Source organism: Kitasatospora sp. NPDC041988 (assembly GCF_055588525.1).
This window is the reverse complement of sequence record NZ_JBVJCO010000001.1, coordinates 69595-86008: the sequence shown is the minus strand read 5'-3', so window position 1 is coordinate 86008 and position 16414 is coordinate 69595. Positions and strand designations below refer to the sequence as shown.

Annotated in this window: 13 protein-coding genes; 5 read left to right on the top strand and 8 right to left on the bottom strand. The window is 73.9% G+C overall.

Annotated elements, in window-relative coordinates:
* Positions 1 to 114: 114 nt before the first annotated feature.
* The 8 genes from ACZ6NC_RS00405 to ACZ6NC_RS00370 form a co-directional block, all read right to left on the bottom strand.
* Positions 115 to 1314 (bottom strand): alpha/beta fold hydrolase, encoded by a 1200-nt coding sequence (locus tag ACZ6NC_RS00405; protein WP_465727359.1) that lies wholly within the window; start codon positions 1312 to 1314, stop codon positions 115 to 117.
* A complete protein-coding gene (locus tag ACZ6NC_RS00400; RefSeq protein ID WP_465727357.1) occupies positions 1298 to 2245 on the bottom strand; it encodes a chlorinating enzyme in 948 nt (315 codons plus the stop codon). The genes ACZ6NC_RS00405 and ACZ6NC_RS00400 overlap by 17 nt, the downstream gene beginning before the upstream one ends.
* Entirely contained in the window at positions 2242 to 4119 is a 1878-nt protein-coding gene (locus ACZ6NC_RS00395) for an amino acid adenylation domain-containing protein (RefSeq protein WP_465727355.1), read from the bottom strand. The genes ACZ6NC_RS00400 and ACZ6NC_RS00395 overlap by 4 nt, the downstream gene beginning before the upstream one ends.
* A gap of 31 nt (positions 4120 to 4150) precedes the next feature.
* Positions 4151 to 5128, bottom strand: a complete 978-nt coding sequence (locus ACZ6NC_RS00390; protein WP_465727353.1) for a DUF6039 family protein — start codon at positions 5126 to 5128, stop codon at positions 4151 to 4153.
* An 89-nt stretch (positions 5129 to 5217) separates the two neighbouring features.
* Complete coding sequence (locus tag ACZ6NC_RS00385; protein WP_465728287.1) at positions 5218 to 7650, bottom strand: PfaD family polyunsaturated fatty acid/polyketide biosynthesis protein; 2433 nt, start codon at positions 7648 to 7650, stop codon at positions 5218 to 5220.
* Positions 7651 to 7780: 130 nt separating this feature from the next.
* The gene (locus tag ACZ6NC_RS00380; protein ID WP_465727351.1) at positions 7781 to 8614 is read right to left on the bottom strand and encodes an enoyl-CoA hydratase-related protein; all 834 of its coding nucleotides are present in this window, start codon (positions 8612 to 8614) and stop codon (positions 7781 to 7783) included.
* The gene (locus ACZ6NC_RS00375) at positions 8605 to 9840 is read right to left on the bottom strand and encodes a hydroxymethylglutaryl-CoA synthase family protein (protein WP_465727349.1); all 1236 of its coding nucleotides are present in this window, start codon (positions 9838 to 9840) and stop codon (positions 8605 to 8607) included. Before ACZ6NC_RS00375 ends, ACZ6NC_RS00380 begins: the two co-directional genes overlap by 10 nt.
* Positions 9841 to 10719 (bottom strand): DUF6039 family protein, encoded by an 879-nt coding sequence (locus tag ACZ6NC_RS00370; protein WP_465727347.1) that lies wholly within the window; start codon positions 10717 to 10719, stop codon positions 9841 to 9843.
* A 228-nt stretch (positions 10720 to 10947) separates the two neighbouring features.
* Here ACZ6NC_RS00370 and ACZ6NC_RS00365 point away from each other — a divergent pair, with 228 nt between their 5' ends.
* From ACZ6NC_RS00365 to ACZ6NC_RS00345, 5 genes are all read left to right on the top strand, one after another.
* Positions 10948 to 11706 (top strand): class I SAM-dependent methyltransferase, encoded by a 759-nt coding sequence (locus ACZ6NC_RS00365; protein WP_465727345.1) that lies wholly within the window; start codon positions 10948 to 10950, stop codon positions 11704 to 11706.
* Positions 11707 to 11723: 17 nt separating this feature from the next.
* The gene (locus tag ACZ6NC_RS00360) at positions 11724 to 13226 is read left to right on the top strand and encodes a class I adenylate-forming enzyme family protein (RefSeq protein WP_465727343.1); all 1503 of its coding nucleotides are present in this window, start codon (positions 11724 to 11726) and stop codon (positions 13224 to 13226) included.
* Between the two features lie 64 nt (positions 13227 to 13290).
* Entirely contained in the window at positions 13291 to 13458 is a 168-nt protein-coding gene (locus ACZ6NC_RS00355) for a Trm112 family protein (RefSeq protein WP_465727341.1), read from the top strand.
* Positions 13459 to 13751: 293 nt separating this feature from the next.
* Positions 13752 to 14447: a TetR/AcrR family transcriptional regulator gene (locus tag ACZ6NC_RS00350; RefSeq protein WP_465727339.1), complete on the top strand. Its 696-nt coding sequence runs from the start codon at positions 13752 to 13754 to the stop codon at positions 14445 to 14447.
* A 280-nt stretch (positions 14448 to 14727) separates the two neighbouring features.
* Positions 14728 to 16239, top strand: coding sequence for an MFS transporter (locus ACZ6NC_RS00345; RefSeq protein WP_465727337.1), 1512 nt, complete (start codon positions 14728 to 14730; stop codon positions 16237 to 16239).
* Positions 16240 to 16414: the final 175 nt, after the last annotated feature.

Genomic DNA, 16414 nt, shown 5'->3' with positions numbered 1-16414 from the left:
TGGGTTCCTCCTTGACGGGCCCGGCAGGGCGCGGCGCAGCGGGGCAGGGGCAGGGGCAGGGACAGACACGGGACTGGACAGACGCAGGCGCAGGGCGGAGCAAGCGCAGGGGTGTCAGATTGGGTGCTCGGCGAGGAAGGCGTCCAGCGTCTCGAAGAGCGCGGGTTCACCGCGGAACAGCGAGAGGTGGTCGCCGTGCGGGCGCACCACGCTCACCGAGCCCGGCAGCGCGGCGGCGACCAGGGCGGACGCGCCGGGGTGGGCGGTGTCGTCGTCCGCGCTGGTCACGACGAGCGCGGGCGCGCTCACCCGGGCGAGGTGGGGGCGCAGGTCCGTGCCCATCACCGCGTTGTTCAACGCGCAGTAGCGGCCGAACAGTTCGACCGTCGCGTACGGGTAGAGCACCAGGTGGGCGAGGTCGGCCGGGACGCTGTCGCCGATCGAGCGGCAGAGGGTGGCGTGGATCGTCCCGGCCAGGTCCGGGTCCTCGCAGGCCATCTCCAGCAGGGCGTGCAGGTTGCGCTGGTGGTCCGTCCGGGGGCTGTCCGGGCCGAGGTGGACGTCACCGTGCCAGAGACTGAGCGAGGTGATCCGCCCCGGGTCCAGCGCGGCGGCCGCGACGGCCGGCACGGCCCCGCCACACAGGCCGACCACGTGTGCCCGGGCGGCGCCGGCGCGGTCGAGGGCGGCCAGCAGGTCGCCGGCCTGGGCGGTGACGTCGTAGCCGGGCGGTGCCGGGTCGCCCGGGCCGGCGAAGAGGCCGCGGCTCTCCCAGGTCACCACGTAGTGGGTGCGGGCGAGTTCGCGGATCCACCGCTCGGCCAGCCGGGCGGGCATGCCGGGGGCCAGGGCCAGCACCACGGCGCGTTCGGCGGGCCGCCCCGCGGTGAGCACCCGCAGTGGCGCACCGTCGGGCGCCGTGGCGTCCAGCCGGGTGCAGAACCCCTCGAAGTCGGCGGCGACGACCTCGTCGACCGCAGCGTCGACCACCGCGTCGACGACGGCATCGGCCGCGGCGTCGGCCATGGCGTCCGTACTGCCCGGCAGGCCCGCGAGGTCCAGCCGGGCGGCGACCACCCGGGCGAAGGTGTCCGGCTCCCCCGTCTCGGCGCGCACCGCCACGGGCGGGGCGCCGAGGCGGCGGGTGACGGCCGCCAGCAGCGGGCCGAGGGACCGGGCCCGGGACCCGGCCGGGACGGTCACCGGGGCCAGCACGTCGAGCAGCGGGCGCAGCGACAGCACGGCCTCGGCGAGCCGGGCCGCCGGAGCGGGCGCGAGGCCCGCTCCGGCGCCTGCGTCAGACCGGGAAGACATGGCCCCGGGTGGTACGGTCCGTCAGCCGGTTGTGCCCGTGGACGTCCTGGCCGGCCACCAGGACGGCGCCGTAGCGGTCCAGCGAGACCTCGCCGCCGTACTCCTCGATCACCTCGGTGTCCGGGTAGACCCGTACCGAGGTGGGGACGTAGCGGGAGGCGAAGCCCATCCGCATCCGCTGCTCGGCCCCGTCGTTGGGGTGCGAGGCGTGCATCAGGGTGGACCAGAACATGATCGCCTCGCCCGGCTTCATCACCATCGAGACGGCCTTGGACTCGTCGGGGACGAAGTTCTCGTCCTTGCGCAGCTCGCGGTAGTCGTAGCCGAAGAAGCCGCGCCGCACGCCGTCCTTGTCCTGCTGGTTGATCCGGTCCGGGTCGTAGTGCATCTTCTTGGCCTCGTCGTAGTTCATCTGCTCGTGCGAGCCGGGGATGAACTGCAGGCAGCCGTTGTCGACGGTGGCCTCGGTGAAGGCGGTCCACACCGTGATGGTGCCGCCGAACTCCTTGAACTCCGGCGGCCACAGGATCTGCGGCTTGCCGGAGGCGTTGGCGAAGGTGTCCGCCTGGTGCCAGTCGGTGCCCTCGTCGCCGGGGTACTTGGGGAAGAACTCGGTGCGCCAGCAGAGCACGTCCGGGCCCAGGGCGCCGACCACGCGGTCCACGATCTCGGCCCGGCCGATGTGGTCGGCCAGGAACGCCGAGTCCAGGTGGCGGTCGTAGTTGGAGATGTTGGTGTTGCCGGAGGAGGCGGCCTCGTCACCGTAGACGGCCATCGAGCGGTCCATCAGCGCCAGCCGCTCGCGCCGCCACTGGGCGGTCATCTCCTCGGGCTCGTAGACCTTGAACGGCCCGAAGAAGCCGTTGGTACGGAAGCTCTCCAGCTCCTCGGCCGACAGCGCGAACGCGCGGCCGTCTGCTGCCCGGGTCATGCCTGCTCCTTCACGGGGTTGTCGTGGTCGCCGCCGGCGCCCTGCCCGGGGTGGCGGCCGCTCTGCTGCGCCACGCACGCGGCCAGCCGGGCGATGCTCGCCTCGCCGTCCAGCTCGGCGCCGGTCAGGCGCAGCGCGAAGCGCCGGTTCAGCTGGGCGAGGATGCGGGTGAACGCGAGCGAGGTGGCCCCGGTGTCGAAGAGGTCGGCCTCGGGGGCGGGCGGGCGGGGGCCGCGCAGGACCTCGTGGACGATGGCCGTCACGGCGTCGAGGACGGTCGGTCCGCCGGGGGCGTACTGGTCCGGGAGGGCGGCGGGCTCGGTGTCGAGGAGCCGGTGCAGCGCGTCCCGGTCGGTCTTGCCCTGCGGGGTGAGCGGGAGGTCGTCGACCACCCGGTAGAGCGAGGGCCGCAGGTGGGCCGGGAGGCCGGCGGCGGCGTGCCCGGCGAGGTCGTCGGGCAGCGTGGCCGGGTCGACGGCCGGGTCGGCGGGTCGGCGGGGCTCGGGCACCACGAACGCGGCCAGCCGGACGTCTCCGTCGACGTCGTGCGCGAGGACGACGGCCGCGCGCACCAGGGGGTGGCCGAGCAGCCGGTGCTCGATCTCGCGCGGTTCGATCCGGAAGCCCCGGACCTTGAGCTGGTCGTCGATCCGGCCGAGGTAGCGCAGCTGCCCGTCGGGGGTGCGCACGGCGAGGTCGCCCGAGTGGTAGTACCGGGCGACGGGCCCGCCGCCGAAGGACTCCGTGGTGAAGCGCTCGGCGGTCAGCTCAGGCCGGTTCAGGTAGCCGCGGGTGACGCCGGCACCGGCGATGAGGATCTCGCCGGGAGTGCCGTCGAGCACCGGGGCGCCGTCCGGGCCGGCCAGGACGAAGTCCAGGTCGGGCAGCGGGACGCCGATCGGGCTGTGCTCGGGTGTGGCCAGGTCGGCCGCGGTGATCGGCCGGTAACTCGCGTGCACGCAGGTCTCGGTGATGCCGTACATGTTGACCAGCCGGGGCGACGCGTCCCCGTGCCGCTCCAGCCAGCCGGCCAGGTCGCGCACGTCCAGGCGCTCCCCGCCGAGGACGACCAGGCGCAGCGCGAGAGCGTCCGGCCCCGGCGCCTCGGCGTCGGCGGCGGCGAGCTGGCGGAAGGCGGAGGGGGTCTGGTTGAGCACGGTGACCCGCTCGGCGCGCAGCAGCGCGTGCAGCTCGGCGGGCCGGCGGGTGGTGTCCTTGTCGACCACGACCAGCCGGCCGCCGTGCAGCAGGGCGCCCCAGAGTTCCCAGACGGAGAAGTCGAAGCTGGCGGAGTGGAAGAGCGTCCAGACGTCGTCGGGGCCGAACCCGAACCAGTCCCGGGTGGTGTCGAACAGGCGGACCACCTGGCGGTGTTCGACCAGGACGCCCTTGGGCAGGCCGGTCGATCCGGAGGTGTGGATCACGTAGGCGAGGTCCCGGTCGGCCGCCTGGGTGCGCTCGCGCGCTCCGGCGCCGGCCGGCGTGGCCTCGGCGGTGATCGGCACGACCTGGGCGGTCAGCGCGTCCGGCAGCGCCTTGGCCGCCGGGCCGGTGGCCGCCACCACCTCGACGCCGGTGTCGGTGACCAGGTGGAGCAGCCTGGCCTCGGGGTAGTCGGGGTCGAGCGGGACGTAGGCCCCGCCGGCCTTGAGGATGCCGAGCAGGCCGACCACCAGGTCGGCGCCGCGGTGGGCGGCGAGCCCGACGAGCGTGCCGGGGCCGACTCCGCGCGCCGTCAGACGGGCCGCCAGCTCCTCGGCCCGGGCGTCGAGTTCGCCGTAGGTCAGCTGCCCGGAGGCCGCGGTGACGGCGATCCGGTCGGGCGCCTCGCGGGCCCGGTCTTGGAAGATCTCGTGCAGCGTCCGGCCGCTCATGGCCGACACCTCCTGGTCCTCGGCGGGCGGGTCAGCCCGCGGACGGGTACTGCGTGGCGTACAGGCCCCAGTGGTGCGGTGTCAGGGCGACGTCCTGCATGGTGCCCTGGACGAACATCCGGGCCCAGGTGCCGCCGGAGCCCTTCTCGGGCGCCCGCTCCCGGAAGAAGATCTCCCGGACGCTCTCGTTCTGGACGTGCAGCTGGAGCAGGCGCTGGTAGGTGCCCAACGAGCGCAGGTGGATCAGCCAGTGGATGCGGTCCGCCGGGCCGAACGCCTCCTCGTACAGGAGGACGGTGGCTTCGCCGGCCAGGTTGTCGTTGATCGCGGCGGCGGCCTCGCGGGCGAACTGGCGGGCCTCGGAGCGGTAGTCGTACTCGATCTGGGCGGTGCGGTGGATGAGGAGGCCGGCGTTGGCGGAGTGCAGCAGCTGGTCGTCGCCCTGGCCGGTCTGGTGGCGGGCCGACGGGAGCACGACGGCGGTGCCGGTGTCCTTGAAGACGGAGCTCTGGCGTTCCAGGGTGCCGTCCACCGCGGTGCCGTACATGCCCCAGAACTGCGGCAGCAGGACGGCCTCGCGCAGGGTGCCGTCGACGAACATGCGGGCCCAGCTGCCACCGCCCTTCTCCTCGCCGATCCTGATCTTGCCGAAGAGGTTGCGGTAGCCCTCGTCCTGGCTGCCCATGCGGACCAGCGTCTCGTAGCTGTCCATCGACTTCAGGTGGATCAGCCAGTGCACGAGGTCCTTGGTGCCGAAGGTCTCCTCGTAGACGAAGACGCTCGCCACGCCCTGCTGGGTGGTGTTGATGTACTCGGCGAGTTCCCGGGCGAACTCACGGGATTCCGAGTGGAATTCACCGCGGACCTGGGCGGTGCGTTCGACGATCATTCCGGAGTTCCCGGAGTGCAGGATGTGCTCCGGCGCCAGAACGGTCTGGCCGCCGGCCGGCGGCACGGCCGCCCGGGCGTTTTCAATGGATTCCGGTGCTCCGGTCTCCGATGTCGACATGGGGCCCTCCTGATCGAATGCGAGCGAATTCCGGAGCATTCTGGAATTCGCCTGTCAGAGACTATTCAGCCGGGGTGTCTTTTTCCTGCTCACAATTGCGCACGCCGTAGTTCGTTCGTCCGGTCGGCCAGCACGGCGGCGGCGCCCGTCATCAGGTGGCCGGCGATGACGTCCACATGGCGCCGGCGCCAGTCGGCCAGCTCGGTGCCGGCGACGAGCTGGTTGAACGCGCCCATCGCCGGGCCGCAGTGGATCTGGTAGTTGACCTGCTGGTCGGGGGCACCGCGCAGGGCCAGCCGGGTCGAGTGGACGAAGTACCAACGGAAGACCAGGGCCATCCGGTGGCGGGGGCTGCGGGCGGCTCGGGCCAGCTCCTCGGGAGCGGTGCGGGCCAGGTGTGCCTCGGTCTCCCGCCAGACCTCCTCGACCGGGCGGCCGAAACACTGTTCCTCCAGCGAGCGCCGGGTCGCGGCGTCCAGCCCGTCCAGGCCGTCGTGCTGCCGGTAGAGCTGGTAGAGCTTGTTCGCCCGGGCCGGGAACAGCGTGCCCTTGCGGACCACCTGGACCCGCGCGCCCAGTTCGAACATGTCGCCGGCCGGCGCGTAGGCGGTGTCCTGGACGTCCAGCCCGGCCAGCATGTCCTTCACCGCGTCCGCGGTGCCCGCCTCGGGGGTGCACTGGTTGACGGAGCCGGTCAGGACGAAGTCGGCGCCCATCAGGAACACCGCCGCCACCGCCTCGGGGGTGCCGAGCCCGCCGGCCGCCCCGACCCGCACCCGCCGGTGGTAGCCGTACTCGGCGCCCGCCCGGTCGCGCAGCCGGGCGACGGTGGGCAGCAGGGCCAGCGCCACGGCGCCGTCGGTGTGACCCCCGGAGTCGGACTCCACACAGAGGTCGCCGCTGACCGGCAGCTCCCGGGCGATCTGCGCCTCCTGCGCGGTGAGCGCGCCCTCGGCGAGCAGCCGGCCCACCAGCGCCGCGGGCGGCGGTGCCAGGAAGGCCTGGGCGACCTCCGGCCGGGAGACCTTGGCCACCACGTGGCGCCCGGCCCGGGGCCGGCCGTCGGCGTCCCGGCGGGCGCCGCTGAACCGGGCCCGGACCAGCGCGGGGGTGATCCGGGTGAAGCCGGCCGCCTCCACGCAGCGCACCCCGGAGCGGACGACGAGCCCCGCCAGCACCCACTCCCGCGCCGGGTCGGCGGGCGTGTGCAGCAGGTTGGCGCCGTACGGGCGGTCGGGGCCCAGCTCCCGGGCGATCCGGGCGAGGTCGCGCTCGATCCGGTCGAGGCCGAGGCCGCCGGTGCCGAGGAAGCCCAGCAGGCCGGCGCGGCCCATCCGCAGGACCAATTCGGCCGAGGAGATGCCCTTGTACATCGAGCCCGCCAGGTACGCGGCCCGCACACGGTGGTCCGCCCGGAACTCGGCACTGCCGAGGCTCTCCGGCCGGAACACCACCGGGGCCGGAGCCGCTTGCGGGCCGGCGGGTTCCCGGTGGACGGGCTGCGGACGGACAGGCTGCGGACGGACAGGCTGCGGGCGGACGTGCTGCGGGCGGGTCGGGGGCGCGGGTTCCGGCGGCTGCGGGGCGGTGGCCCCGCGGTCCTTCAGGGCCGTCTGCCAGAGCCCGGTCAGCACCGTGCCCGGCCCGCACTCGCGCGCCTCGCGCACGCCGAGGTCGATCAGGCGCGCCATGCTCTGCGCCCAGTGGACGGGTTCGGCGATCTGACGGGCCAGCAGCGCGGCCACGTCGCTGCCGTACGGCGCGGCGGTGACGTTGGCGATCACCGGTACGGCGGGCGGGCGCAGCGTGAAGCCGGCCAGGTGGGCGGCGAACGCGGTGGCGGCCTCGCGCATGTACCGGGAGTGGAAGGCGGTGCGGACGGCCAGCGGCACCGTCCTGGCCGCCTTCTCCTCGCGCAGCCGGGCGGCCACCGTTCTCAGCTCGGCGGCCGGGCCGGAGAGGACCAGCTGGGTACTCGCGTTGTGGTTGGCGATGTCCACCGCGTCGGCGCCGTAACGGGCCAGGGCCTCGGCCAGTTGCTCGGCGGGCAGGCCGACGACGGCGATCATCCCCCCGTCCCCTCCCCCGCCCGCGGCGCCGGCCGGGACACCGCCGGTGGCACCGTCCGTGGCTCCCTCCGCGGCGCCCTCCGTGGCACCGTCCGCGGCGCCGGACATCAGCTCGCCGCGCCGTTTGACCAGCCGCAGCCCGGTCTCGAAGTCGAAGCAGCCCGCCGCGAACAGCGCCGCGTACTCGCCCAGGCTGTGGCCGGCCAGGACGTCGGGCCCGGGTTCGCCGTCGGCGCGGGCGGCCAGCACGGTGAGCGCCTCCACCGTGAAGAGCGCCGGCTGGGCGTAGCGGGTGTCGGTCAGCCGCTGGTCCGGGTCGTCCAGGAGGAGCGGTGCGAGCGGGTAGCCCAGGACGGTGTCGGCCGTCGCCAGCTGCTGCGGGAAGCGCTCGATGAGCCCGGCGCCCATGCCCCGCCGATGCGATCCCTGTCCCGGGAAGATCCAGGCGCGCACGGGTGTCCTCTCGTCGTCGGAGTCGATCGGAGTCGTCGGGGTCACGGGAACCGTCGAGGTCACCGGAGCCGCCGGGGCGCCGGCCAGGCGCGGTGCCGGAGGGGCGGAGCGCCGGGCCGCAGAGCCGGGTTCAGCGCGGCGGCAGCGGCGCGGTGGGGCCCGTCCCGGCGGTCCCGGCGGTCCCGGCGCTCCCGGCCGTGTAGCCGGCGATCCGCTCGTGGACCGGGCCGGTGGTCATCAGCCGGACGAACTCGTCGACCGCCGTCCGCTGGGTGCGGTCGTCGAGGATCCACAGCCGGCGCATGTAGCTCTTGAGGTCGGCCACCGTGTCCGGGGGCAGTTTGGAGGCGCGGAAGAGCAGCCGGCGCAGCGCCGGCGCCGGGTCGTCGGCGAGTTCGTCGACGAGCCCGTGGGCCGCCGCCTCCCGCGCGGCGACCGGCAGGGTGCCGAGCGACATGGCGTACGCCCGCTGGAAGCCGACCCGGCGGATCAGGAACGGCAGGACCGAGCAGGGCAGCAGCCCCCACAGCGCCTCGGGGAGGCTGAAGCGGCTGCGGCCGGTGGCGTGCACGAAGTCGCTGGCCGCGACCAGCCCGACGCCGCCGCCGACCGCCTGGCCGTCCACCTGGGCCACCACGATCCGCCCGATCGTGGTGAGGCGCTCCAGCAGCGCGAAGTAGTCCTCCCCGCCCTGGCGGGTGTCCGCGGCGTCCGGCCGGGCGGCCTCGGCCACGCCGGAGAGGTCCATACCGCTGCAGAAGGTGTCGCCCTCGGCCCGCAGGACGACCACCCGGCAGTCCTCGGCCTGTTCGGCGAGGTCCAGGGCGGCCCCGAGTTCGGTGATCAGCTCGCGGGTGATGCTGTTGCGCTCGGCGGGCCTGGTGAGCGTGACCGTGAGCCGGCCGCGGTCCCGTTCCAGGCGCAGCGTGCGCGGGCTGCCCGCGGCGGGCGTGGTCAGCTCCACCGGTACCTCCGGTGGAATCCGCTGATCTCGTCGAGGACCAGCAGCCCCCGGCCGGCGAAGGCCCGCTCGTAGACGGGCCCGTGGTCGGCGGGGTCGAAGACCTGGTCGCGGACGCCGGCCATGCGCAGCGCGCCGCCGTCGGCGATCGTCTCGTACTCGGGCATCGAGAGCGGGTAGCGGTCCTCGATGGCGGCGTCGATGCCGAGGGCGGCGAGCTGCGCGCCCGCGCCCTCGGGCACCACGCCGCTGTAGAACTCCGAGGCGCAGCCCGAGCCGTAGGAGAACAGTCCGACCCGGCGGGCCCCGGCACCGGGTCCGTCGTGGTCGATCATCGAGCACAGGGCGAGGTAGAGCGCGGCGGAGTAGACGTTGCCGACCCGGGTGCAGTAGTCGAGCGAGGGGGCGGTGCGCTGCTCGAAGTCGGCCTCGGTCTTGGCGGCGCTGTACCCCTTGAGGGTGCGCAGCAGGGTGCGGTGGGCGCCGCGGACCATGCCGGCGAAGGGGGTGTGCAGGACGAGGCGGTCGAAGGTGGTGACGATGTCCGCCCCGGCCACGCGCTCGGCGTAGTGACGGTAGCTCTGTTCCAGGCAGGTCAGGTAGGAGAGCAGGGAGAGGTCGGAGTTGCCGGCCTCCAGGTCCGGGCGGGGGCGCAGGGTGTCCATCACCTCGAAGCTGTGGAAGCCGCTGGCTCCCGGGTCGAGGGCCAGGATCCGCGGCCGGCCGCCGACGATCATCGCCACGGCGCCGGCCCCCTGGGAGGGTTCCCAGTAGGTGTCGCGGGCGGCGGCGGAGGCCGCGTCGGCGGCGATCACCAGGGCCTTGGCGTCCGGGTCGCCGCCGACGGCGAGGATGGAGGCGGCGCTGCGCAGTGCCGCGGTGCCGCCGTAGCAGGCGTGTTTGGTCTCGAAGGAGCGGCATCGGCGGCCCAGGCCGAGGGCGTCGTGCACGTAGGTGCTCAGCGGTTTGCCGTAGTCCAGGCCGGATTCGGTGCCGACGACGACCAGTTCGATCCGGTCCCGTTCGGCCGGGGTGAGGGCGTCGACGAGCGGTTTCGCGGCGTTGACGGCGTTGCTGACGGCGTCCTCGCAGGGCAGGTTGACCGACTTCTGGCGCATCATCAGGTTGCCGAAGCGGCGCACGTCCAGCCCGCGGGCCTCGAACAGGGTCCGCACGTCGAGCGAGGCCCGGCCGACGTAGGCGTTGACCGCCTCGATGCCGACCTCCATCTAACCGGCCGCCGGCGCGTGGTGCGGGACCAGGACGGTCTCCTGGAGGGTGCCGTCCAGGAACATCCGGCCCCAGGTGCCGCCGCCGCGGCCGGCCGGGATCCGCGGGCCGGTCAGGATCTCGCGGAACTCGGGGTCGGTCCGCTCCAGTTCGACGATCAGGCGGTAGTCGTCGAGGCTGCGCAGGTGGATCATCCAGTGGATGCGGTCCTGGGTGCCCCACTGCTCCTCGTAGAGGAAGACGGTGGCGTGGCCGGCGAGCTTCTCGTTGATCCGGTCGAGCCAGGCGAAGGCGAAGTTGCGGCCGTCCTTGCGGAACTCGAACTTGACCTGTCCGGCGCGGTGGACGATGACGCCGGCGTTGGCGCTGTTCAGCTGCTGCTCGACGGGCTGGCGGCTCTGGTAGCGGGCCGGCACCGCGAAGAGGCCGCCGAGGTCCTCGTCGTGGTCGGCGTGGGTGAGGCCGTGCTGGGGGACGATCACCTTCTCCTGGAAGGAGCCCTGGACGAACATCCGCTCCCAGTTGCCGCCGCCCTGCTCGGTGAGCCGGTCGTTGGTGGCGACCTCCTGGAACTCCGTGTTGTGGTCGACCATTTCCAGCAGTTGGCCGTAGTCGTTGGGGGCCCGCATGTGGATCAGCCAGTGCAGCCGGTCCTGGGTGCCGAACAGCTCCTCGTAGACGAACGTGGTGGCGTTCGGGTGCAGCGCCTTGTTGGTGAAGAACTGCAGATCCCGGGCGAACGAGCGGCCCTCGGTCCGGAATTCGTAGGTGAGCTGTCCGACCCGGTGGATGATCAGCCCGGAATTTCCGGTGTGCAGGAGCTGCTCGGCCGGCTCGGCGACCTGTTCGGCGGCCGGCGCAATATCGGTCCACGCCATGGGGGATTCCTTTCTGCCCGGTTCCGCGGGATGGGCCGGTGGCCGGTCCGCACACCCGGCTCCGCGGTGCGGCCACGCTAACCGGGCCCGGAAAGGGGGCTCTGCTCAATGTTGGGCAACCCCTCGCGGCCGCAGATCGACTAGACTCCCGCACAAGCGGACCGCGTGGTCCTCTTGGCTCGACGCGGGCTGTGGCTGCTCACGGCCCCCTGATTGGAGTGCGCCTTCATGACCTCTGTCACCAGCGAGTCCCTGCGGTTCGACAAGGACGCGGACGAGTACGACGCGTACCACGGCGGCCTGGAGCGCGGGCGCAAGGCCGCCGCGGACCTCTCCCCCCACCTGCTCCCGGGCCCGGTGCTCGACATCGGCCTGGGCACCGGCCTGGTCGACGTCGGCCTGACCGAGCTCGGCCACAGCGTGCTCGGCGTGGATGTCGCCCCGCAGATGGCCGCCCGCGCGCACAGCCGTCTGGACGGGCGGGTCGTGGTCGGCAGCGGCGCGCACCTGCCGTTCGCCTCCGGCTCGCTGCCCAACGTGATCATGGTGCACGTGCTGCACGTGGTGGACGACATGCAGCGCGTGCTCGCCGAGACCTCCCGGGTGCTCGCCCCCGGCGGCCGCCTGGTCACCGTGCACGGCGTCCCCGTCGCCGAGCCCGACGACCTGGTCGCGGCCGAGGCCCCGCTGAACATCCTCAAGCCGCAGGTGCCCGACACCCCCGAGCGGCTCGCGGACGCCGCCGCCAAGGTGGGCCTGCGGGTGCTCCAGGAGGCGTCGGTCAACCCGTACGAGATCGACCTGACGCCCAACCAGTACGCGGACAGCATCGCCGGCCGGGTCTGGTCCTACCTCAAGGACGTCGACCGGCAGGACTGGCAGCGCCTGGTCGTCCCGGTCGTGGCGGCCCTGCGGGCACTGCCGGACCCCGACCGCGAACGCCACCAGGTCTGGCGGGTGCCGCTGACCGTCCTCGAGAAGAACTGACCGGCCGGGGGGCTGACATGGGATCCACCACCACCGACGGACAGCCGGGCGGCACGCCCGGCCTCACCCTCACCGACCTGCTGCGCGAGCGGGCGGCGGCCGACCCCGACGGCGTCGCGATCATCACCGACGACCGCGCCCCGCTCACCTTCGGCGACTGGAACCGCCGGGCCGACGCCGCCGCCCACGGGCTGCTGCGCCTGGAGGAGTCCCGCCGCCGCCGGATCGCCCTGTACTTCGGCGGGCTCGACTGGATCGACTACTCCATCGCCTACCACGCCGCCCAGCGGGCCGGCGCGACCGCGCTGCACCTCAACGACACGATGCCGGCCGACGAGGTCGCACACCGGCTGGCCGAGTGCGGCGTGAACGGCATCGTGCACGGCACCGCACTTGCCCCGCCGGCCGGTTTCACCGGCTGGACGGCCGACCTGAAGGAGCTCGACACCGGCCGCGACGACCCGCCGGCCCAGCAGCCGCGCATCGACGGCATCGCCGACATCCTCTACACCTCGGGCACCACCGGCCGGCCCAAGGCCATCACCGTCCCGCACGGCAACATGATGTTCGGGCGGGCCAAGCCGACCATCGACGCCCTCGGCCACGCGGACCACCTGCTCGCCGCGATGCCGCTGGGCACCTCCTCCAGCCAGGGCACGGCCTCGCTGTCGCTGCTCTCGCGCAGCATCCTGCTGGTCGCCCCGCCCGACGACCCGGAGCGGATCGCCGCATCGGTCGCCCGACACCGGGCCGGCTCGATGATGATCACACCGGCCACCGCCCTGGCCCTGGTGGGCGCCCGCGTCCACGAGCGGCACGACCTGTCCAGCATCCACACCGTCACCACCGCCTCCTCCGCGTTCCCGCCGGCCGTCGCCCGTGAGCTGCTGGCCATGCTGCCCGGGGCGACCCTCGCCATGGCCTACACCTCGCTGGAGGCCGCGCCCGCCGTCACCCTGCACCTGTTCGACCCGGCCAGGCCGCTGTCGATGGGGCGCCCCGCCCACGGGACCGAACTGAGGATCACCGACGAGCAGCAGCGGCCGCTGCCGGCCGGCGAGGTCGGCGAGATCTGGATGCGCACCGGCGCACCCAGGCGCCGCTACCTCGACACCGACCTCGACCAGCGGTTCAACATCGGCGACTGGACCAGGATGACCGACCTCGGCCGCGTCGACGAGGACGGCGAACTGACCTTCTTCGACCGCTCGGCCGACGCGGTGCGCAGTGGCGGAACGCTGATATCCAGCATCGCCGTCGAGGCCGAACTGTACGAGCACCCGGACGTCCGGGAGGTGGCCGTGATAGGCCTCCCCGACCCGGAACTCGGCCAGGCGCTCACCGCCGTCCTGGTGCTGGCCGGCCAGGACCGGCTCGACGACGTCCGCGTGTTCGCCGAGACCCGGCTGGCCAAGGCCGAACACCCGGCGCGCTACATCGTCACCGACAAGCTGCCCCGCAGCTTCCTCGGCAAGGTCCTCAAACGCGAACTGCGCGCCCGCTACGGCCAGCCGGCCTGACCGGCCCACGGCCACCCCACCCCCGACCACCCCGACCGCACCGTCCCGCCAGGAGGAGATCCCGATGCCCCTCGACCCCGCGCTTCTCACCGTCCTCGGCTGCCCCGACCACCCGGACGCCGGCCTGCGCCCCGACGACGACCACCGAACGCTGACCTGCCTGGAGTGCGCCCACGCCTTCCCCGTGGTCGGCGGCGTCCCGGTCCTGCTGCCGCCACAGCCCCGGCAGTAGCGGCCGGCCGCCGTGCCCGGCGGGGCCCGCAACCTGTGGTGGGCTTCCCCGGGCTCGGGTCCGGGCCCGAGCGGGTGACCCCAGCCGGCCTCCCGGCCGCACCCGGCCACACCGGGGCGCTCGGCCCGCTGTCGTCGGGCCCGTCCCGGTCGGGCACGATAAGGCCGGGCGCCTGCTGCACTCCGTCGGGGCGCCTGCCGGCACCGACCCGGCCGACGGGCGGGGGCGATGACCCCCACCCCCGCGCCGGGACGGCCCCGCCGCCGACACCACCGCCCTGGAGGTACCGCACCATGCCCAGCACCCCCGCGCCCGGCGCACCGGCGGCGCGCTCGCGCGCCGACGCCGTCCGCAACCAGCGGCTGCTCACCGACGCCGCCGCCCGGTCCTTCGCCGCCGGGGGCCTCGGCGTCCCCGTCTCCCAGATCGTCCGGGAAGCGGGCCTGGGCAAGGGCACGGTGTTCCGCTGCTTCCCCACCAAGGACCACCTGGTCGCCGCCATCGCCACCGAACGCCTCGACGAACTCACCGAGCTCGCCGACTCCCTGGGCTCCGAGGCGGACCCGGCAGCGGCCCTGTACTCCTTCATGCAGGCCGCCGCCCGGCTGTACGCCGCGGACCGGGGCTTCTTCGAATCCCTCTCACTGCCGCCGCACGCCCACCCCGAGGTCCTGACGGCCGAGGGGAAGCTGACCGACGCGGTGGACACCCTGCTGCGCCGGGCCCAGGACGAGGGCGCGGTACGGGCGGACATCAGCACCGTGGACGTCCTGCTGCTGCTCGGCGGCATCCGGCAGGCCGCCGCACCGCTGCTGGCCACCCTGCCCGACCTCTGGCAGCGCTATCTCGACGTCGTCTTCGCCGGCCTGCGCGCGCCGGCACCCGACTCACCCGCACCCGCACCCGCACCCGGCTCGGCCGGCGCGGGCACCGGCGCCCCGTCACGGGCCCACTACCGCCGGGCCGTCGAGGCACTCGGCGCCCCCTAGCGTCCGCCCGCGACCCCGGGCCCGGTCCCCCGACCGGGCCCCGCGACCAGCACGGCCCGCCCGACCGCACCGCCTGCACCACCGCACCACCCGCACGGCCTGCAGCACTCGCACCACTCGCACCGCCACTGCACCACCGCCCGCACCGCCGCTCGCCCCGCCGGGAGCGCCCGGTGCGGCACTGTCCGCATGAAACGGACCACATGGTCCGCTTATGATGCTACGATCCCGCGAGCCGGCACCGCCGGGTCCACCGACCTGCTGTCCGTCAGGAGCGCATGTGACCACCTCACCCGCGAAGGACACTCCCCCGAGCCCGGCCGCGGCACCGCTCGGACCGGGACGGCCCGCACTGATCATCGTGTTCCTGTGCCTGGCCGACCTGATGGTCGTCCTGGACGCCACGATCGTGAACGTCGCCCTGCCGTCCATCAAATCCGGCCTCGACATGAGCCAGGGCGACCTCCAATGGGTCGTCAACATCTACGCCCTGATGTTCGGCGGCTTCCTCATCCTCAACGGCCGCCTCGGCGACCTCTTCGGCCGCAAGCGGCTGCTGCTCGCCGGCGTCGTCCTGTTCACCGTCTCCTCCGCGGTCAACGGCCTGGCCACCGACGCCACCCTGCTGATCGCGGGCCGCGGCGTCCAGGGCCTGGCCGGGGCGATGATCGCACCCGCCGGACTCTCCATCATCAACACCTCGTTCAAGGACGCCTCGCTGCGCACCAAGGCGCTCGGCGCCTGGGGCACCATCGCGGCCGCGGGCGGCGCGCTCGGCCTGCTGCTCGGCGGCCTGCTGACCGCCTCGCTGTCCTGGCACTGGATCTTCTTCATCAACATCCCGATCGGCGCCGTCGTCCTGTTCGGCTCCCGGCTGATCCCCGACTCCCGGCTCAACGAGGACGGCGACCGCTCGGTCGACGTGGTCGGCGCGGTGACCGTCACCGGCGGCCTGCTGCTGCTCGTGCTGGTCCTGAGCAACAGCGAGTCGTGGGGGTGGACGTCCACCCGCACCCTGCTGACGGCCACCGGTGCGGCGGTCCTGCTCGCGATCTTCACCGTGGTCTCGCTGCGCGGCCGCTCGCCCATCGTGCGGTTCGGGATCTTCCGCATCCGCTCCCTGGCCGTCGCCGACCTCGTGCTGCTGATGCTCACCTCGGGCGTCTTCTCGATGTTCTTCTTCTCCTCGCTCTACCTGCAGGGCATCCTCGACTACAGCCCGCTGCGGGCCGGACTGGCCTTCCTGCCGGCCGCCACCGGCGTGATGCTGGGTGCCGGCCTGGCCCAGCCCACCGTCTCGCGGCTGGGGCCCGTCCCGGTCGGCACCGCCGGCCTCACCGTCAGCGCGGGCGGCATGCTGCTGCTGGCCCGCCTGCCCGAGTCCTCCAGCTCCTACGCCGGCGACCTGCTGCCCGGCCTGCTGATGCTCTCCGTCGGCCTGGGCATCGCGTTCGTCCCGGTCACCCTGCTGGCCACCTCCGGTGTCCCCGAGGAGGACGCCGGACTGGCCTCCGGCCTCTACCAGACCACGCAGGAGATCGGCGGCGCCATCGGCCTGGCCGTCCTTTCGGCCATCGCGGTGCGCCGCACCGCCGGCGAACTCGACGGCGTCGACTCGCCGGACACCGCGACCCAACTCGCCGCCCAGGTCTCCGGGTTCAGGGCCGCTTTCGCCGTCGGTGCGCTGCTGCTGCTCACCGGCGCCATCCTGTTCGCCGCCCTGCTGCGCAAGCGGCACGTCGAGGCGGTACTCAAGGACATGGCCCCGCCGGAGACGGCCGAGCAGGCCTGACACACGCCCACGACCGAGGGCCTGTGAGCGCCGCCGCGCCTCACAGGCCCTCGGTCGTGGGTGCCGGGGGGGGGGGGGGGGGAAGGAGGGGGGGGGGGGGGGGGGGTTGGGGTGGGGGGGGGGGGGGGGTCGGCCCCCACCCACCCCCTAGGGCCGCGGACTCCGGCGGCCGCCG